The organism is Streptomyces sp. NPDC043854 (genome assembly GCF_056436005.1).
Genome location: NZ_JBWKDK010000029.1, coordinates 1 through 19,318, shown reverse-complemented (window position 1 = coordinate 19,318; position 19,318 = coordinate 1). Strand labels below are relative to the sequence as shown.

The following is a 19,318-nucleotide window of genomic DNA, read 5'->3' as shown; positions in this document are numbered from 1 at the left end:
GGCCGCCGATGAACCCCTCCCCGTACGCACGCCGCGCGCTCCTCGCCGCGGCCGTCGCCCTGGCCGCAACCTGCGGTACGACCGCCACCGCCACGGCCGCCGCTGCCCCGGCCGCCTCCGCCCCCGTGCTGCGCCCCGCCGGCGCGGGGGAGTGCACCTTCCCCATGAAGAAGCAGATCGCCGACCGCCCCTGGGCCCTCCAGCGGCTCCTGCTCGACACGCTCTGGGCCCGCACCAAGGGCAAGGACAAGGATGGCAAGCCGGTCCGCGTCGCCGTCGTCGACACCGGGGTGGACCGGGTGAACCCGCAGCTCAGCGGCGCCCTCGACGTGGGCTCGGGCAAGGACTTCATCGACTCCAAGGGTGGCGACGGAACGGCCGACACCGTCGGCCACGGCACGAAGGTGGCCGGGATCATCGCGGCCCGCCCGCAGGAGGGCACCGGTTTCGTGGGCCTCGCCCCGGAATCCGTGATCATCCCGATCCGGCAGAACGACGGTCAGGGCAAGGGCAACGCCCTCTCCCTCAGCCAGGCCATCGACCACGCCGTCGCCAAGGGCGCCCAGATCATCAACATCTCCCAGGACACCGACGCGCCCCTGTCCGCCGACACCGAGCTCGGCAAGGCGGTCCAGCGGGCCGTCGACGCGAAGGTCCTGGTCGTGGCCTCCGCCGGCAACGACGGCATGAGCGGCCAGAAGCGAAAGACCTACCCGGCGGCCTTCCCCGGCGTCCTCGCCGTCGCCTCCTCCGACCGCAACAACGAGCGGGCGGTGTTCTCCCAGCCCGGCGACTTCGTCGGGATCGCCGCGCCGGGCGTCGACATGGTCTCCACCGTCCCCGGCTTCGGCCAGTGCATCGACAACGGCACCAGCTTCTCGGCGCCGTACGTCGCCGGCGTCGCCGCCCTGCTGCGCGCCGAGCACCCCGACTGGTCCCCGCAGGAGGTCGTCTGGCAGATCCAGAACACCGCCGAGCGCTCGGTCAACGGACGTGACGACTACGTCGGTTGGGGTGTCGTCGACCCGGTGCGCGCGGTCACCCAGGACCACGAGCGGCCGAAGGCCCCCGTACCCGACCCGGGCCCGCCCCCGGCGGCCGCGCCCGAGGCGGCGGCCCTGCGGCTGGCGGAGACCGCGCAGGAGCGGGACGTGCGGATCGGCACGTACGCTCTGGGGATCGGCGCCGTGCTGATCGCCGTCATCGGCGGCACCGCGACCGTCGTACGGGACGCGCGCCGACGCCGCGGCCGTTTGCAGTGAACGGTCACAGTTCATCGACAGATGCAGGCCGCTGATGTTGGGGCTGTGACATGAACTGGCTAGAGTGACACCAGGCTTCACGACTGTGATCGGGGGATCGCGTGAGGCGGAGGGGGAATTCCCCGGTGGGCGAGGATCATTCGCAACCGGGACGTCCGCTCCGCTGCGCAATCCGCCGGTTCTGCCGGCGAATTGAGAAGTGAGGAGCTTCGGATGAGCAACAATTTCGGACTTGCGGACGATCCGGTCGTCCAGGCCAAGAACAAGATCGAGACGACGGCCAACGCCGTCACCAGGCAGGCCCGTGAGCTGGCCGACATCCTCGCCACGGTGAGCGCCGGCTGGACCGGTGTGGGCGCCTCCGGCTTCGTCTCCGCCCAGAGCGTCGTCAACGAGGACCACGACGAGATCCGCCGCCTGCTCGGTGTCCTGCACAACGCGGTCGCCCAGACCAAGAACCTGAGCAACGCCCAGGACGACGACGTGCGTGCCGCGTTCAAGACCATCCAGGCGGCCTCCGGCAACCAGAACACCTCGGGCCTCAACGGCGTCTGACCGACGCGCCGTTTCCCACCCAGCTCAAGCCCAGCGCGAAGGAGAAGACCATGGCGGCCAACGACGGGGCGACCCGGGTACGGTACGAGAGCGTCCAGGAGATGGCGAACCGCATTCGCGTCGTCTCCAAGAACATCATCGACGACCTGCAGGAGATGGAGCAGGCCCTGAAGGTCGTCACCGATACCTGGGACGGTGAGGCGCACAAGGAGTACGTCACGCTCCAGGGCAAGTACAAGGGCAAGGCCGAGCACATGAAGGACCAGCTGGAGAAGGTCGCCCAGCTGATCGAGCGCGGCAAGGGCGACTACCGCGCCACCGACGTGAAGGCCTCCCGCCTGTTCACCGAGGCCTACTGAGCCGCCCGAGCCATACGGCCCGGTACGCACGGAAGGGGCGCGCCCACTGCGGGCGCGCCCCTTCCGTGCGTACCGGGCCGTACCGGTCCCGGTTCTCAGTGCGGGCCGCGGTCGAGGTCGAACTCCCCGTCCCGGGCGCCGAGTACGAACGCCTCCCACTCGGCCGCCGTGTAGCGCAGCACCGTGTCCCGGTCCAGGGAAGACCGCATCGCCACCGCACCCTCGGGCAGGCGGGCGATCTCGACCCGCTCCTCGTCCGGGGTGGTCCCGGGCGGGCCCTCCCACTCCACGCCGCTGATGTCGAGCGCGTACAGCTCGTCCTTCTCCTGCTGGGTGCCCATGTGCGGCCTCTCCTTCGGCGGTCCTACGCTGCCGATTATCAGGGCTCGGGACCGCACCGGGGGAGCGTTTCCGGTTGATCACCCTCCGCTCCCCCGGAAGACCGGGCCCGGGCGGCCCCGGCCGGGGCTCAGGCCCCCGGCATACGGCCCAGCTGGACCAGCGACGTCCCCCGCCGGCGCGAGGAGAAGTACGCCCGGCCCGGCGGCATCGGCCGCGGGCGCACGGTGCCGATCAGGTCGCCCTCGGACGGATCGCCCGACAGCACCACGCCCTGCGCGCCCAGCTCCTTGATGCGCTGCATGAACGGCTCGTACAGCGACCGCGAGGCGCCCGCGGAGTTGCGCGCGATGATGAACCGGACACCCGTGTCCCGGGCGAACGGCAGGTACTCCACCAGCGGCGCCAGCGGATTGCCCTGGCTCGTCGCCACCAGGTCGAAGTCGTCGATGATGATGAACACGTCCGGACCCGTCCACCAGCTGCGGTCCCGCAACTGCTGCGGGGTGACGTCGTCCGGCGGCTGCCGCCGGGCGAACACGCCGCCCAGCGCCTCCATGTGCATCTGCAGGGAGCTCGCCATCGGCGCGTACTCCAGCAGGTGCTCCTCCGGCAGCTCCCCCAGCAGGCTGCGCCGGTAGTCGCCGACGACCAGCCGGGCCTGGCCCGGGGTGTACCGCTGCGCGATCTGCTGCGCGATGAGCCGCAGCAGGTTCGTCTTGCCCGACTCGCTCTCGCCGAAGACGAGGAGGAAGGGGTCCGTCTCGAAGTCGACGAACACCGGCTCCAGGTTCGTCTCGTCGATGCCGATCGCGATGCCGCGCTCGGGGAACGCCCCGCCGCCCGGCAGCTGGTCCGCGTGCAGCAGCCGCGGCAGCAGCCGCACGCCCGGAGCCGCCGGCCCCGACCAGTTCTGCTTCACCGCCGACACGAACGCGGCCGTCGCGTCCGACAGCTCCGCCACGTCGTGCGAGCCGTCGATCCGCGGCAGCGCCCCCAGGAAGTGCAGCTTCTCCGGCACCTGCCCGCGCCCCGGCATCCCCGGCGGGACGTTCGCCGCGACCTTGCGGTCGAACTCCGAGTCCATGACGTCGCCGAGCCGCAGCTCCAGCCGGCCCAGCATCTGGTCCTTCAGCGCGGCCCGCACCTCCATGTAGCGCGCCGCCGTGATCACCACGTGGATGCCGTAGCCCAGACCGCGCGACGCGATGTCCGTGACCACCTGCTCCAGGACGTCGTACTCGCTCCGGAAGCCGCCCCAGCCGTCGATGACCAGGAAAACGTCGCCCCACGCCTCGCCGGGCAGCTCGCCCGCCGCCCGCTTGCGCCGGTAGGTGCCGATCGAGTCGATCCCGTGGGCCCGGAAGAACTCCTCGCGGCGGTTCAGGATGCCGCCCACCTCGGCGACCGTGCGCCGCACCCGCTCCGGGTCCAGGCGCGAGGCGATCCCGCCGACGTGCGGCAGCTCCGCCACCGCCGACATACCGCCACCGCCGAAGTCCAGCCCGTAGAACTGCACCTCGCGCGGCGTGTGCGTCAGCGCGAACGCGGAGATCAGCGTGCGCATCAGCGTCGACTTGCCCGACTGCGGACCGCCGACCACCATCATGTGGCCCGCCGCACCCGAGAAGTCCCGGTACAGCACCTCGCGCCGCTGCTCGAACGGCTTGTCGATGAGCCCGAGCGGCACCACCAGCCCGCCCGGCCGCGTGTACCCCTCCGCGTGCAGCCCGCGCTCCGCCGAGGCCGCCAGCGCCGGCAGCAGCTGGTCCAGCGCCGGAGCCCGGTCCAGCGGCGGCAGCCACACCTGGTGCGCCGGCACCCCCTGCCCCTCCAGCCGGGACACGATCACGTCCAGCACCGTGTCCGCGAGCGCGTCGTCCTCCTGCTCGGCCTGCGCCGCCAGGTACGCCGGGTCCGGAGCCGCGTACACCACCGGGACCGGCGCCGCCGTGAACAGCGCGGGACGCCGCTCCACCGGGAACCGGCCCACCGACAGCTCCCGCCCGCCCGAGCGGTACGTGCCCGACACGTACGCCGCCTTGAAGCGGACCATCTCGTCCGTACCGAACTTCAGGTAGCCCGAACCCGGCACCGACGGCAGGTGGTACGCGTCCGGCACACCGATCGCCGTGCGCGACTCCGCCGCCGAGAAGGTCCGCAGACCGATCCGGTACGACAGGTACGTGTCCAGGCCGCGCAGCTTGCCCTCCTCCAGGCGCTGCGAGGCCAGCAGCAGGTGCACGCCCAGCGAGCGGCCGATGCGGCCGATCTGGATGAACATGTCGATGAAGTCGGGCTTCGCGGTCAGCAGCTCGCTGAACTCGTCGATGACCAGGACCAGCGAGGCCAGCGGCTCCAGCGGGGCGCCCGCCGCGCGCGCCTTCTCGTAGTCGTGGATGTTCGCGTAGTTGCCCGCCGCGCGCAGCAGCTCCTGACGGCGCTGGAGCTCGCCGCGGATCGAGTCGCCCATGCGGTCCACGAGCGTCAGGTCGTCCGCCAGGTTGGTGATGACCGCCGCGACGTGCGGCATCTGCCCCATCCCGGTGAACGTGGCACCGCCCTTGAAGTCCGCGAGGACGAAGTTCAGCGTCTCCGAGGTGTGCGTGACCGCCAGGCCCAGCACCAGCGTGCGCAGCAGCTCCGACTTGCCCGAACCCGTCGCGCCCACGCACAGCCCGTGCGGGCCCATGCCCTCCTGCGCGGCCTCCTTCAGGTCCAGCATCACCGGGGCGCCGTCCTCGCCGACACCGATCGGCACGCGCAGCCGCTCACCGGCCGACCGCGGCCGCCAGGTCCGGGCCACGTCGATCGACGCCGCGTCGCCCAGGTTCAGCAGGTCCGTGAAGTCCAGATTGGCCAGCAGCGGCTCGTCGTCGTCACCGCCGCCCGTGCGCAGCGGCGCCAGCTGCCGCGCCAGCGCCTCCGCCGCCGGCAGCGACAGGCCGTCCGGCAGGCCCTCGTAGGCGACCCCGCCGCCCGACTCCAGCCGCAGCTTCCCCGGCCGCGCCACGACCGACAGCCCGCCGCGCGGCTCGTCCAGCTCGCCCGCGATCACCTCCACGATCGTCACGCCCTGCAGGCCCTCGGGCGCCGCGAACGCCGACTCGGCCGGCACCAGCCCGCCGCGGGAGTTGGCGTCCAGCACGATGACCAGGTGCGGCTGGTCCAGCACCGGGGACGTGTCCCGGCTGAACCGCGGCCGCCCCTCGAGCCGGGGCGCCAGCAGCGCCTCCACCTCGGTGAGGTCGTCGCCGAACAGCCGCTTGCTGCCCGCCCCGTCGACCTGCCCCGGCACCTGGGTGTGCGGCAGCCACTTCACCCAGTCCCACGCCTCCACCGCACCCGGCGCAGCCACCACGGCCAGCACCATGTCGTCGGGGGAGTGCAGCGTCGCCAGCTGCGCCACCATCGCCCGGGCCGCACCGCGCGCCGACTCCGGCTCCCCGGACACCGTCACGTGGTAGAACGCCCGCAGCGACACCGCCACCGGCAGCCCGTCCAGCGAGGAGTGCACCTTCAGGAACCGCTGCATCGCGCCCGCAGTCAGCGGCTCCAGCTCGTCCACCGGCGCCGTGTCCGGCGCCACCAGCGGCGTCGCCAGCCGCTGCACGCCCAGCCCCAGCCGGGCCTGCCCGAAGTCGGCGTCGCCCACGCGCCGTTCCCACAGCCGCGAGCCCTCGGCCACCACCGACCACAACTGCTCGGGAGCCGGGTGCAGGTACAGCTGCGCATCGCGCTGCGCCCGCGCGGTCCGGCGCACCTGACGGCGCGTCTGCGCGAGGTATTTCAGGTAGTCCCGGCGCACATCGGCCATTTGCCCCTGCGTACCGCGCCGGTGGCGGACCAACTGCGCGATGATCATGGCCACCGTCGACACCAGCATCAGCACGCCCATGATGCGCATGAACGGCGCCGCGCCCGGCATGAAGAAGAAGACGACCGAAGACCCCATGCCCAGCATCGGCAGGAGTTGCATCAGCATGCCCTCCTGCTGCCCCCGGGGGAGCTCCGGCGGAGCCTCGAGCCTCAGCTCGTCCGAGGGGACTTCGGGCGGCAGGGACCGCGGCGGGCGTTTGACGACGATCTGACTCACCGGAGCATCAATCCCTCGAAAACGGACCGGACGCTGCTGCGGCGCCCCAAGTCCCGGGCGCGAAGGGGCTCTCCCCGCGCGACGGTGATCCTACTTGCCGACTGTCATGCATACTCCCGGTAGGGTGACCCGCGCAGTATGCGCATCCGCGAATCCGAGACGACCGCGGGGCGCACCCGCTCCGCCAACCAGGGGGTCCCACAGGTGAGTACGGCCGCAGCGACGGGCTTCTGCAGAGTCACCGTCGTGGCTCCCGACAGCCGCATCGACGTCGCCCTCCCCGAGGACATCGCCGTCGCCGACGTCTACCCCGAACTGCTGCGCCTCACCGGCCAGACCCAGCCCGTCGGCACGCCCACCGGCTACCACCTCGTCCGCCGCGACGGCACTGTCCTCGACGGCGCGCGCACCCTCGCCGCCCAGCAGGTCCTCGACGGCGAGGTGCTCAGCCTCCGCCCGTTCGCCGAGTCGCTGCCGCCCGCCGTCTTCGACGACGTCTCCGACGCCGTCGCCTCCGCCGTCGTCCGCGACCGCCACCTGTGGAGCGACGACATGCTGCGCGGCGCGGGCCTGGCCGGCGCCGCCGTCCTCCTCGTCCTGCTCGGCTTCGTCCTCTGGTACGCCGACCCCGTCCGGCACGACATGCACGGCCTGCCCGGCATCATCGCCGGAGCCTTCGGCCTCCTGCTGACCGCCGCCGCGGGCGTCCGCGCCCGCGTCTACCACGACCGCGGTTCCGCCGTCGCCCTCGGCCTCGGCGCCCTGCCGCAGCTGCTGATCGCCGGCTCCGGCAGCATCGCCCCCGCCGCCGGCCAGGGACCCGGCCGGCTCCAGTTCCTGCTCGGCTGCGCCTGCGTCCTGGTCGCCTCCGTCGCCCTGGTCGCGCTCACCCCGAACGGCGACGCCCCCTTCGTCGCCGCCACCTTCGTCGCCGCCACCGGCACCCTGGCCACCTTCCTCGCCATCGTCACCGAGGCCTCCGCCACGGCCACCGCCGCCGGCTGCGCCCCCGTCGCCATCGGCCTCGTCGCCTTCCTGCCCGGCCTCTCCGCCCGCTTCGCCCGGCTGCCCATCGGCTACGCCGCCCCGCAGAGCGCCGTCGAGGTCTACGAGACTCCGGACCGCTACGAGACCGAGCCGTACGGTGATCCCGCCGCCGGCCCCGACCAGGGGGAGCCCGGCACCCCGCTCGACGCCGACGCCATCGCCGCCCAGGCCCGCCGCGGCCACGAGATGCTGCTCGGCCTGGTCGCCGGCTGTGCCGCGGTCGTCGTCGGCTCCGCCGCCGTCCTCGGCTTCTCCGACAACACCTGGGGCCGGCTCCTGGCCCTGGCCGCCGGGCTGGCCATGCTGCTGCGCGCCCGGCTCTTCCGCTACACCTCCCAGGTCGTCTCCGCCCTGGCCGCCGGACTGGCCGCCGTCGCCCTGCTGATCCTGGGCCTGGCCCTGCACCCGCCCGCCGACCTGCTCGTGGAGCTCACCCGCTACCACGACCGCGGCGGCCTGGACCTCCGGACGATCTGGCTGTCCGCCGCGGTCGCCGCCGGCGCCGCCCTCCTCGCCGGAATTGCGCTGGTCATACCCCGCAAGGGTCTGTCACCCTTCTGGGGGCGGCTCCTCGACCTCACCGAGGCGGCCGTCCTGCTCAGCCTCGTCCCGCTGGCCCTGGCCGTCCTCGACGTGTACTCCCGGGCCCGCTCGCTCACCAGCTGAGACACGCCGCACGGCGGCCTGGTACGCTGTGCGACGGCCGTTTGTGTACGCCGCCCCGGAGCCTTTCGGGGACTGCGCCCGACGGACCCGCCACCCGAGTCACGGAAGATACCCAGAGACGACGACCTGGGGCACTCGGTGGCCACGAAACACCCAAGAGGAGTAAACGTGTCGCTCGACACCGCCACGAAGAAGCAGATCATTGCCGAGTTCGGCACCAAGGAGGGCGACACCGGCTCCCCCGAGGTCCAGGTCGCCATGCTCTCCCGCCGCATCTCGGACCTGACCGAGCACCTGAAGGCCCACAAGCACGACCACCACTCCCGCCGTGGTCTGCTGATCCTCGTCGGCCAGCGCCGCCGCCTGCTGCAGTACCTGGCCAAGAAGGACATCCAGCGCTTCCGTACGCTGGTCGACCGCCTCGGCATCCGCCGCGGTGCGGCCGGCGCCAAGTAAGACGCTGAGAAGGGAGCGGTTCCCACGATGAGGGGACCGCTCCCTTTGCTGTACGTGCCGTACGCCCGCTCTGCGTGCGGGACGTACCCGACGCTTTGTAATCTGGACGCACGTGCGCGTCGCACTGCGGTGCACAACTGAAGTAGGGAGGAGCGCCCTCCTACGCCGCCGGTCCTCGGTAGTGGTACCCGGAAATGCCCCACGGGCGCCGAACCGGGTACTTCGATCGAAGACCGGCCCGCACGCAAGGAGCGCTTCTCCGGCCGTCCGCCGCCACACGGGCCGCGGACGGAGACGACGAAAATGGAGAAAACGCTAGTGGAGAACGAGACCCACTACGCCGAGGCCGTCATTGACAACGGTTCCTTCGGCACCCGTACGATTCGCTTCGAGACGGGCCGTCTGGCCCGCCAGGCCGCCGGCTCCGCCGTCGCCTACCTGGACGACGACACGATGGTGCTCTCCGCCACCACCGCGTCGAAGAAGCCCAAGGACCAGCTCGACTTCTTCCCCCTGACGGTCGACGTCGAAGAGCGGCAGTACGCGGCCGGCAAGATCCCCGGCTCGTTCTTCCGCCGCGAGGGCCGGCCCTCCGAGGACGCGATCCTCACCTGCCGCCTGATCGACCGCCCGCTGCGCCCGTCCTTCAAGAAGGGCCTGCGCAACGAGATCCAGGTCGTCGCCACCATCATGGCGCTGAACCCGGACCACCTGTACGACGTCATCGCGATCAACGCCGCGTCCGCGTCCACCCAGCTCGCCGGCCTGCCCTTCTCCGGCCCGATCGGCGGCGTCCGCGTCGCGCTGATCAAGGGCCAGTGGGTCGCCTTCCCGACCCACTCCGAGCTCGAGGACGCCGTCTTCGACATGGTCGTCGCCGGCCGTGTCCTGGAGGACGGCGACGTCGCGATCATGATGGTCGAGGCCGAGGCCACCGAGCAGACCATCACCCTCGTCAAGGGCGGCGCCGAGGCGCCGACCGAGGAGGTCGTCGCCGCCGGTCTCGACGCCGCGAAGCCGTTCATCAAGGTCCTGTGCAAGGCCCAGTCGGACCTGGCCGCCAAGGCTGCCAAGCCCGAGGGCGAGTTCCCGATCTTCCTCGACTACGAGGACGACGTCTTCGCCGCCCTGGACCAGGCCGTCCGCGGCGAGCTGGCCCAGGCCCTGACCATCGCCGGCAAGCAGGAGCGCGAGGTCGAGCTCGACCGCGTCAAGGAGCTCGCCGCCGAGAAGCTCCTCCCGGCCTTCGAAGGCCGCGAGAAGGAGATCTCCGCCGCCTACCGCAGCCTGACCAAGGCCCTGGTCCGCGAGCGCGTCATCAAGGACAAGGTCCGCATCGACGGCCGCGGCGTCACCGACATCCGCACCCTGGCCGCCGAGGTCGAGGCCATCCCGCGGGTCCACGGCTCCGCCCTGTTCGAGCGCGGCGAGACCCAGATCCTGGGTGTCACCACCCTCAACATGCTCCGCATGGAGCAGCAGCTGGACACCCTCTCCCCGGTGACCCGCAAGCGCTACATGCACAACTACAACTTCCCGCCGTACTCCACCGGCGAGACCGGCCGCGTCGGCTCCCCCAAGCGCCGCGAGATCGGCCACGGCGCCCTCGCCGAGCGCGCCCTCATCCCGGTTCTGCCGAGCCGCGAGGAGTTCCCGTACGCGATCCGCCAGGTGTCCGAGGCCCTCGGCTCCAACGGCTCGACGTCCATGGGCTCCGTCTGCGCGTCCACCATGTCGCTGCTGAACGCCGGTGTGCCGCTCAAGGCCCCCGTCGCCGGCATCGCCATGGGCCTGATCTCCCAGGAGATCGACGGCAAGACCCACTACGTCGCCCTCACCGACATCCTCGGTGCGGAGGACGCCTTCGGCGACATGGACTTCAAGGTCGCCGGCACCAAGGAGTTCGTCACCGCCCTCCAGCTCGACACCAAGCTGGACGGCATCCCGGCCTCCGTCCTGGCCGCGGCCCTCAAGCAGGCCCGCGACGCCCGCCTCCACATCCTCGACGTGATGATGGAAGCGATCGACACGCCGGACGAGATGTCCCCGAACGCCCCGCGGATCATCACCGTCAAGATCCCTGTGGACAAGATCGGCGAGGTCATCGGCCCCAAGGGCAAGATGATCAACCAGATCCAGGAGGACACCGGCGCCGAGATCACGATCGAGGACGACGGCACCATCTACATCGGTGCCGCCGACGGCCCGGCCGCCGAGGCCGCCCGCGCCACGATCAACTCGATCGCCAACCCGACCATGCCGGAGGTCGGCGAGCGCTACCTGGGCACGGTCGTCAAGACCACCACCTTCGGTGCCTTCGTCTCCCTGCTCCCGGGCAAGGACGGCCTGCTGCACATCTCCCAGATCCGCAAGCTCGCCGGCGGCAAGCGCGTGGAGAACGTCGAGGACGTGCTCGCGGTCGGCGCCAAGGTCCAGGTCGAGATCGCCGAGATCGACCAGCGCGGCAAGCTCTCCCTGATCCCCGTGATCGAGGGCGAAGACGCCGCCGACGCCGACAAGGACGACTCCGACAAGTGACGTCGCGTAGTTCCCGTGTGACGGCCCGCCCCTCTTCGGAGGGGCGGGCCGTCGCCCGTACCCAAACCCTCCTCAAGGGCGAGAACGGCATCGGCACCGTCCGGCGCACCGTCCTGCCCGGCGGACTGCGCATCGTCACCGAGACGCTGCCCTCCGTCCGCTCCGCCACCTTCGGCATCTGGGCGCACGTCGGCTCCCGCGACGAGACCCCCTCGCTCAACGGCGCCACGCACTACCTCGAGCACCTCCTCTTCAAGGGCACCGGCAGGCGCAGCGCCCTCGACATCTCCTCCGCGATCGACGCGGTCGGCGGCGAGATGAACGCCTTCACGGCGAAGGAGTACACCTGCTACTACGCGCGGGTGCTCGACACCGACCTTCCGCTGGCGATCGACGTCGTCTGCGACATGCTCACCGGCTCGCTGATCCGCGAGGAGGACGTCGACGCCGAGCGCGGCGTCATCCTCGAAGAGATCGCGATGACCGAGGACGACCCCGGCGACTGCGTGCACGACCTGTTCGCGCACACCATGTTCGGCGACTCCCCGCTGGGCCGTCCCGTCCTCGGCACCGTCGACACGATCAACGCCCTCGGCGCCGACCGGATCCACCGCTTCTACCGGAAGCACTACGACCCCACCCACCTGGTGGTGGCCGCCGCCGGCAACATCGACCACGCCAAGGTCGTACGCCAGGTCCGCGCGGCCTTCGAGAAGGCCGGCGCCCTCGGGCGCACCGACGCCCAGCCGATCGGCCCGCGCGGCGGCACCAAGCGGATCCGCACCTCCGGCCGCGTCGACCTGGTCAGCCGCAAGACCGAGCAGGCCCACGTCGTCCTCGGCATGCCGGGCCTCGCCCGCACAGACGACCGCCGCTGGGCCCTGGGCGTGCTGAACACCGCCCTCGGCGGCGGCATGTCCTCCCGGCTCTTCCAGGAGGTCCGGGAGAAGCGCGGCCTGGCCTACAGCGTGTACTCGTACACCTCGGGCTTCGCCGACACCGGACTGTTCGGCGTGTACGCGGGCTGCCGCCCCAGCCAGGTCCACGACGTGCTCCGGATCTGCCGCGGCGAGCTCGAGAAGGTCGTCGCGGAGGGCCTCACGGACGAGGAGATCAAGCGGGCCATCGGCCAGCTGTCCGGCTCCACCGTCCTCGGCCTGGAGGACACCGGCGCGATCATGAACCGGATCGGCAAGAGCGAGCTGTGCTGGGGCGACCAGATGTCGGTCGACGACATGCTGGCCGAGATCGCCGCCGTGACCCCGGACGACGTCCGCTCGGTCGCACAGGATGTACTGGCCCAGCGGCCGTCGCTCGCGGTGATGGGCCCGCTGAAGGAGAAGCAGGCCGCCCGCCTCGACGAGGCGGTGGCCTGAGCCATGCGCGGCACGGGCGGCGGCCGGCCCCCTTCGGGGACGGCCGGCCGCCGCCCCGCCCGCACCCCCGGCGGCCTGGCCGCCACGACCAGTGGAAGCGAAGGAAGTACGCATGAGCAGCAAGCTGCGGGTCGCGGTACTCGGCGCCCAGGGGCGCATCGGATCCGAAGCCGTCCGGGCCGTCGAGGCCGCCGAGGACATGGAGCTGGTCGCCGCGCTCACCCGCGGGGACAAGCTGGAGACGCTGGCCGAGACCGGCGCCCAGGTCGCCGTCGAGCTGACCACCCCCGCGTCCGTCATGGGCAACCTCGACTTCTGCATCCGCCACGGCATCCACGCCGTCGTCGGCACCACCGGCTGGACGGAGGACCGCCTCGGCCAGCTGCGGGGCTGGCTCGCCCAGTCCCCCGAGACCGGTGTGCTGATCGCCCCGAACTTCTCCATCGGCGCCGTCCTCACCATGAAGTTCGCCGCACAGGCCGCCCGCTACTTCGAGTCCGTCGAGGTCGTGGAGCTGCACCACCCGAACAAGGTGGACGCCCCCTCCGGCACGGCCACCCGCACCGCCCAGCTCATCGCGGCCGCCCGCGCCGAGGCCGGCTGCGCCCCACAGCCCGACGCCACCGCCACCGCCCTGGACGGCGCCCGCGGCGCGGACGTCGACGGCGTCCCGGTGCACGCGATCCGCCTGCGCGGCCTGCTGGCCCACCAGGAGGTGCTGCTCGGCGGTGAGGGCGAGACCCTGACCATCCGTCACGACTCACTGCACCACAGCAGCTTCATGCCGGGCATCCTGCTCGGCGTGCGGCGCGTGGTGGAGACCCCGGGCCTCACCTTCGGCCTGGAACACTTCCTCGACCTCGGCTGACGAGCAGGCGGCAACACCCCATGCGCGCGAAGATCACCTACTTCATCACGGCCGCCGTCCTGGTCGTCTACTTCGTCCTGGTCGGCAGCCGGGGCCTGATGCTGATCGGGCAGGGCACCTGGCTGACGGTCGCCCTCGGCACGGCCGTGCTGATCCTGCCGGTCATCGGCGTCTGGTTCCTGTGGAAGAACACCCGGTTCGTCACGCGGGCCAACCAGCTCGCCGCCGAGCTGGACGCGGAGGGCGGGCTGCCCGTCGACGAGCTGGAGCGGGACCCGTACGGGCGGATCCTGCGGGACTCCGCCGATGCGGTCTTCGCGCGCCGCAAGGCCGAGACGGAGGACGCGCCGGGGGACTGGCGCAGCTGGTTCCGCCTCGCCGTCGCCTACCACGACGCCCGCGACACCCCGCGGGCGCGCAAGGCCATGCAGCGGGCCATCGCCCTGCACGACAAGAAGCCCGTACAGGCCTGATCCCCGTACGGGCTCCTCGTGCGCGCCGCGCGCCTCAGGCGGCGGCGCGCACCGTCCGGTACTCGTCGGCCCAGGCCCCGACCGTGTCGGCCGCCCGGTCGAAGGCCTCGGTCCGGGACAGGAAGTCGGCATTGTGGTCGGTCAGCAGCACCGGGAGCTCGGCGCCGTCCCGGCGGGCCGCGGTGAGGGCCTGGCCCTGCACCGTCCGCGGCAGCCCGAGCCAGCGCACGGGCTGTTGCACCGTGCGGATCTCCCCGATCTCGCTCCAGGCGATCGAGCGGGCGCTGAAGAACCCGACCCGGCGCAGCCCCGAACGGCTCACCCACACGCCCGTCATCAGCATCCGCACCGCGGTCCCGACGACGCTGAGCGCGGCCACGAGGCAGACGCCCGCCCCGGCCAGCGCGCCCGCGAAGGCGATGATCATCGTGGCGAGCAGCATGAACGCCGCGAGCAGGAGCAGCAGCGCGGAGCCGGCCACCCGCCAGGGCCCCGGCCGGTAGGGCCGGCGCCAGCGGTCGTGGTCGTCGTGGGCGAGGGGGACGTCTTCCTCTTGCGCGTCGAACGCGCCGTCGGCCGTCAGGAAGGGCAGGGGCACGGCTGGACCTCACTCACATGCACGTTCGGTTGGGCTTGTCCGTGAGGCTACCGCCCCTCCGAGGCCTCCGACTGCTGCGACGTGGCGGGTGCCTGGCGGGGCTGCAGTGCGGGAACGCCGAAGAGCAGGGAACCGACGAGCCCCGCCGCCACGGTCAGGCCGACCAGACTACGTGCGGCCATCTGCGTCGTGCTCAGGCGCTCGCGCCGCGGCGGGGCGACATCGCTGCGGAAGCGGTCGGCCTCGGCGACGAAGGCGAACGGGACGGGCTCGCGCCGGGGGGTACCGCCCGGCGGGGGCTGGGGGAGGGGCATGGGGCGACTCTCCTCACGGTCGGGGCCCCGGTGGGGCGTCGGGTGGAGACGGGGTGCCACCGGTAAGGACGTGCGAACCGCCCCATTGGTGCCGGAATTCGGGACAACGGGGAAGATCTCATGGCGGTCCGTCAGCCGTGCGGACGACCGGCCGCCGAGGGGCGCGTGCGCGGTCTGCCGCAAGGGGCGCCGTAGAGTGGGCGCGCCCCCTGTAGGTCGTCCGGAAGGATCCCCGGTGAGCGAGACCGCCGCCTCAGCCCTGAAACCCATTTTCCGCAGTGATGTGACGGTGGAACTGGTCAAGCACACCGCCGCCGACCCGGACGTGCTGTGGGCCGCCCGGGTCTCGACGGCCGGCGAGATGTCGCTCGAGGAGCTCCAGAAGGACCCGGAGCGCTCCAAGGGCCTCATCAACTACCTGATGCGGGACCGCCACGGCAGCCCCTTCGAGCACAACTCGATGACCTTCTTCATCAGCGCCCCGATCTTCGTGTTCCGCGAGTTCATGCGGCACCGGGTCGGCTGGTCGTACAACGAGGAGTCGGGCCGCTACAGGGAGCTCGAGCCGGTGTTCTACGTCCCGGACGCGGAGCGCAAGCTGGTCCAGGAGGGCCGCCCGGGCAAGTACGTCTTCGTCGAGGGCACCGAGGCCCAGCTGGAGCTCACCGGCCGGATCATGGAGGACACGTACCGCCAGGCCTACGAGGCCTACCAGGAGATGCTGGCGGCGGGCGTGGCCCGCGAGGTAGCCCGCTCCGTCCTGCCGGTCGGCCTGTTCTCCTCGATGTACGCCACCTGCAACGCGCGCTCGCTGATGCACTTCCTGGGCCTGCGCACCCAGCACGAGCTCGCGAAGGTGCCGTCCTTCCCGCAGCGGGAGATCGAGATGGTCGGCGAGAAGATGGAGCAGCACTGGGCCAAGCTGATGCCGCTCACGTACGCCGCCTTCAACGCGAACGGCCGCATCGCCCCGTAAGCGGCGAAGGCCGCGCAAGGCCCGGCGAACGGACATTCACCCGATCCGTACGGATGTACGGAATCAAGTCTGAAGTGTCCGTATTGCGGCGTTTCGTGAAGTTCATCTAGGCTGATCAAACGGACTCGGCACTGCCTGAACCCCCGAGCAGGCAGTGCCGGGCTCCAAGGCCCCTCCCGGCGGCCAGAGGAAGGCGCACCTGGCGTTGACGTCCCCCGAGGGGTCACCGTGAGCGTGGCAGCGAGTAGCGTGTTACCCATGGCTCCGATCTCGACTCCGCAGACCCCCTTCGGGCGGGTCCTCACCGCCATGATCACGCCGTTCACGGCGGATGGCGCACTCGACCTCGACGGCGCGCAGCGGCTCGCCGTCCACCTGGTGGACGCAGGCAACGACGGTCTGATCGTCAACGGGACCACCGGTGAGTCCCCGACCACCACCGACGCGGAGAAAAACGACCTCGTACGAGCCGTCCTGGATGCGGTCGGCGACCGCGCCCACGTCGTCGCCGGCATCGGCACCAACGACACCCGCCACACCCTCGAGCTCGCCCGCCAGGCCGAGCGCGCCGGGGCCCACGGCCTGCTGGCCGTCACCCCCTACTACAACAAGCCGCCGCAGGAGGGCCTCCACCGGCACTTCACGGCCATCGCCGACGCCACCGAGCTCCCGGTGATGCTGTACGACATCCCCGGCCGCAGCGGCGTCCCGATCAGCACCGAGACCCTGGTGCGCCTGGCCGAGCACCCCCGCATCGTGGCCAACAAGGACGCCAAGGGCGACCTCGGCAGCGCCAGCTGGGCCATCGCCCGGAGCGGCCTGGCCTGGTACTCCGGCGACGACATGCTGAACCTGCCGCTGCTGTCCGTCGGCGCCGTCGGCTTCGTCTCCGTCGTCGGCCACGTGGTCGCCCCCGAGCTGCGCGCGATGCTCGAGGCCCACCTCGGCGGCGACGTCCAGAAGGCCACCGAGATCCACCAGAAGCTGCTCCCGGTCTTCACCGGCATGTTCCGCACCCAGGGCGTGATCACCACGAAGGGCGCCCTGAACCTCCAGGGCCTGCCCGCGGGCCCGCTGCGGCTCCCGCTGGTCGAGCTGACCCCCGAGGAGACCGCCCAGCTCAAGATCGATCTTGCTGCCGGCGGGGTACAGCTCTGACAACAGACTTCACAACTGAATAGGCAAGACCTGAACCAGACACATGCAAGTGCACGAATGCACGACTGACATGCGCGCCACGTGCCTTACGAGGTACGTGGCGTGCGTGGTGAGGAGATACTTTTGAGCCATCCGCACCCTGAGCTGGGCCCGCCGCCGAAGCTTCCCAAGGGCGGCCTGCGGGTCACCCCGCTGGGCGGCCTGGGCGAGATCGGCCGCAACATGACCGTCTTCGAGTTCGACGGCCGCCTGCTGATCGTCGACTGCGGTGTGCTGTTCCCCGAGGAGGAGCAGCCGGGCATCGACCTGATCCTGCCGGACTTCACGTCCATCCGGGACCGCCTCGACGACGTCGACGGCATCGTCCTCACGCACGGCCACGAGGACCACATCGGCGCCGTCCCGTACCTCCTGCGGGAGAAGCCGGACATCCCGCTGATCGGCTCGAAGCTGACGCTGGCCCTCATCGAGGCGAAGCTCCAGGAGCACCGCATCCGCCCCTACACCCTCGAGGTGAAGGAGGGCGACCGCGAGGCCCTGGGCGTCTTCGACTGCGAGTTCATCGCGGTCAACCACTCCATCCCGGACGCGCTGGCGGTTGCCATCCGCACGCCCGCGGGCCTGGTCGTCGCCACCGGTGACTTCAAGATGGACCAGCTCCCGATGGACAACCGGCTCACCGACCTGCACGCGTTCGCGCGGCTGAGCGAGGAGGGCATCGACCTCCTCCTGTCGGACTCGACGAACGCCGAGGTCCCGGGCTTCGTCCCGCCGGAGCGCGACATCTCGAACGTGATCCGCGGCGTCTTCGCCGGCGCGCAGCGGCGGATCATCGTGGCGAGCTTCGCCAGCCACGTCCACCGCATCCAGCAGATCCTGGACGCGGCGCACGAGTACGGGCGCCGGGTGGCCTTCGTGGGCCGTTCGATGGTCCGCAACATGGGCATCGCCCGTGACCTGGGGTACCTGCGGGTCCCGCCGGGCCTCGTCGTGGACGTGAAGACCCTGGACGACCTGCCGGACGACGAGGTCGTGCTGGTCTGCACCGGCTCCCAGGGCGAGCCCATGGCGGCCCTGTCCCGCATGGCCAACCGCGACCACCAGATCCGGATCGTCCCCGGCGACACCGTGATCCTGGCGTCGTCGCTGATCCCGGGCAACGAGAACGCGGTCTACCGCGTGATCAACGGCCTGACCCGCTGGGGCGCCAACGTCGTGCACAAGGGCAACGCCAAGGTGCACGTGTCCGGCCACGCGTCCGCGGGCGAGCTGCTGTACTTCTACAACATCTGCAAGCCGCGGAACCTGATGCCGGTCCACGGCGAGTGGCGCCACCTGCGGGCGAACGCAGAGCTCGGCGCGATGACGGGCGTCCCGAAGGACCGCATCGTCATCGCCGAGGACGGCGTCGTCGTCGACCTCATCGACGGCAAGGCCCGCATCGCCGGCAAGGTCCAGGCCGGCTACGTGTACGTGGACGGCCTGTCGGTCGGCGACGTCACGGAGACCTCCCTCAAGGACCGCCGGATCCTCGGCGAGGAGGGCATCATCTCGGTCTTCGTCGTGGTGGACAGCACCACGGGCAAGGTCGTGAGCGGCCCGAACATCCAGGCCCGCGGCTCCGGCATCGAGGACTCGGCGTTCGCCGCGGTCCTGCCGAAGATCGAGGAGGCCATCGCCCGCGCCGCCGCCGACGGCGTGGCGGAGCCGCACCAGATCCAGCAGCTCATCCGCCGGACCATGGGCAAGTGGGTCTCCGACGGCTACCGGCGCCGTCCGATGATCCTCCCGGTCGTCGTCGAGGTCTGAGCCCCGACGTAGCCGTGTCACCGGAGCGGGGCAACCGGATTTGCATCGGGGGCCCCGCTCCAGTACGTTTACGGCTCCACCTCGTAACAAGCCCGGGCACATTCCTGTGTCCGGACTCGTCGTGCGAGCGGGTCGGAATCAGCACCCAGGAATACCTGATAAGGTCTGATCCGCCCGAAAGGGAAAGGCCCTCCAACGGCCACCGAATTCAAATCCGGACCGGAAACGGCACGGAAAAGGATCTGGTAAGGTTGGAATCGCCGGAAGGGGAAAACGCGAAAGCGAAGAACCCGGAAAGCGGAGCGCGAAACACTCTGATAGAGTGGGAAACGCAAGAACGAAAGCCCGGAGGAAAGCCCGAGAGGGTGAGTACGAAGGAAGCGTCCGTTCCTTGAGAACTCAACAGCGTGCCAAAAATCAACGCCAGA

General features: G+C 71.1%; 17 protein-coding genes. 12 read left to right on the top strand and 5 right to left on the bottom strand.

Features of this window, described 5'->3' with window-relative positions; all coding sequences use genetic code 11:
- The first annotated feature begins 8 nt into the window (after positions 1-8).
- From mycP to AC068A_RS24455, 3 genes are all read left to right on the top strand, one after another.
- On the top strand, positions 9-1,262 hold the full coding sequence (gene mycP, locus AC068A_RS24465) for a type VII secretion-associated serine protease mycosin (protein ID WP_478588175.1): 1,254 nt from the start codon (positions 9-11) through the stop codon (positions 1,260-1,262).
- 213 nt (positions 1,263-1,475) lie between these two features.
- Complete coding sequence (locus AC068A_RS24460; RefSeq protein WP_478588173.1) at positions 1,476-1,817, top strand: hypothetical protein; 342 nt, start codon at positions 1,476-1,478, stop codon at positions 1,815-1,817.
- 50 nt (positions 1,818-1,867) lie between these two features.
- Positions 1,868-2,176, top strand: coding sequence for a WXG100 family type VII secretion target (locus tag AC068A_RS24455; protein WP_478588172.1), 309 nt, complete (start codon positions 1,868-1,870; stop codon positions 2,174-2,176).
- A 95-nt stretch (positions 2,177-2,271) separates the two neighbouring features.
- Here the strand turns inward: AC068A_RS24455 and AC068A_RS24450 are convergent, their stop codons facing one another.
- The gene (locus tag AC068A_RS24450; protein WP_360628154.1) at positions 2,272-2,517 is read right to left on the bottom strand and encodes a DUF397 domain-containing protein; all 246 of its coding nucleotides are present in this window, start codon (positions 2,515-2,517) and stop codon (positions 2,272-2,274) included.
- A gap of 128 nt (positions 2,518-2,645) precedes the next feature.
- Complete coding sequence (eccCa, locus tag AC068A_RS24445) at positions 2,646-6,611, bottom strand: type VII secretion protein EccCa (RefSeq protein WP_478588169.1); 3,966 nt, start codon at positions 6,609-6,611, stop codon at positions 2,646-2,648.
- A 138-nt stretch (positions 6,612-6,749) separates the two neighbouring features.
- Between eccCa and eccD the strand changes: the two genes are divergently transcribed.
- From eccD to AC068A_RS24415, 6 genes are all read left to right on the top strand, one after another.
- Positions 6,750-8,324 (top strand): type VII secretion integral membrane protein EccD, encoded by a 1,575-nt coding sequence (gene eccD / locus AC068A_RS24440; protein ID WP_478588168.1) that lies wholly within the window; start codon positions 6,750-6,752, stop codon positions 8,322-8,324.
- 168 nt (positions 8,325-8,492) lie between these two features.
- Positions 8,493-8,780, top strand: a complete 288-nt coding sequence (gene rpsO, locus AC068A_RS24435; protein WP_360628148.1) for a 30S ribosomal protein S15 — start codon at positions 8,493-8,495, stop codon at positions 8,778-8,780.
- 318 nt (positions 8,781-9,098) lie between these two features.
- Positions 9,099-11,318, top strand: a complete 2,220-nt coding sequence (locus tag AC068A_RS24430) for a polyribonucleotide nucleotidyltransferase (protein ID WP_478588307.1) — start codon at positions 9,099-9,101, stop codon at positions 11,316-11,318.
- Complete coding sequence (locus tag AC068A_RS24425; protein ID WP_478588165.1) at positions 11,315-12,694, top strand: M16 family metallopeptidase; 1,380 nt, start codon at positions 11,315-11,317, stop codon at positions 12,692-12,694. Before AC068A_RS24430 ends, AC068A_RS24425 begins: the two co-directional genes overlap by 4 nt.
- Before the next feature lie 112 nt (positions 12,695-12,806).
- Positions 12,807-13,562 (top strand): 4-hydroxy-tetrahydrodipicolinate reductase, encoded by a 756-nt coding sequence (dapB, locus tag AC068A_RS24420; protein WP_478588164.1) that lies wholly within the window; start codon positions 12,807-12,809, stop codon positions 13,560-13,562.
- Positions 13,563-13,582: 20 nt separating this feature from the next.
- Positions 13,583-14,035 carry a hypothetical protein gene (locus AC068A_RS24415; RefSeq protein WP_478588162.1) on the top strand — a complete coding sequence of 151 codons (453 nt, stop codon included), beginning with the start codon at positions 13,583-13,585 and terminating at the stop codon, positions 14,033-14,035.
- Positions 14,036-14,069: 34 nt separating this feature from the next.
- Here AC068A_RS24415 and AC068A_RS24410 read toward each other — a convergent pair whose 3' ends face one another.
- Both AC068A_RS24410 and AC068A_RS24405 read right to left on the bottom strand, forming a co-directional pair.
- Entirely contained in the window at positions 14,070-14,633 is a 564-nt protein-coding gene (locus AC068A_RS24410; protein ID WP_478588160.1) for a hypothetical protein, read from the bottom strand.
- Between the two features lie 47 nt (positions 14,634-14,680).
- On the bottom strand, positions 14,681-14,947 hold the full coding sequence (locus AC068A_RS24405) for a hypothetical protein (RefSeq protein WP_478588158.1): 267 nt from the start codon (positions 14,945-14,947) through the stop codon (positions 14,681-14,683).
- A 235-nt stretch (positions 14,948-15,182) separates the two neighbouring features.
- On the opposite strand from AC068A_RS24405, the gene thyX reads away from it, so the two are divergent.
- The 3 genes from thyX (at position 15,183) to AC068A_RS24390 (ending at position 18,890) form a co-directional block, all read left to right on the top strand.
- A complete protein-coding gene (gene thyX, locus AC068A_RS24400) occupies positions 15,183-15,923 on the top strand; it encodes an FAD-dependent thymidylate synthase (protein WP_478588156.1) in 741 nt (246 codons plus the stop codon).
- 258 nt (positions 15,924-16,181) lie between these two features.
- On the top strand, positions 16,182-17,081 hold the full coding sequence (dapA, locus tag AC068A_RS24395) for a 4-hydroxy-tetrahydrodipicolinate synthase (protein WP_478588154.1): 900 nt from the start codon (positions 16,182-16,184) through the stop codon (positions 17,079-17,081).
- A 123-nt stretch (positions 17,082-17,204) separates the two neighbouring features.
- Positions 17,205-18,890, top strand: coding sequence for a ribonuclease J (locus tag AC068A_RS24390; protein WP_478588152.1), 1,686 nt, complete (start codon positions 17,205-17,207; stop codon positions 18,888-18,890).
- A 208-nt stretch (positions 18,891-19,098) separates the two neighbouring features.
- Here the strand turns inward: AC068A_RS24390 and AC068A_RS24385 are convergent.
- The coding region (locus tag AC068A_RS24385; RefSeq protein ID WP_478588151.1) for a hypothetical protein at positions 19,099-19,318 on the bottom strand (220 nt) is incomplete at its 5' end.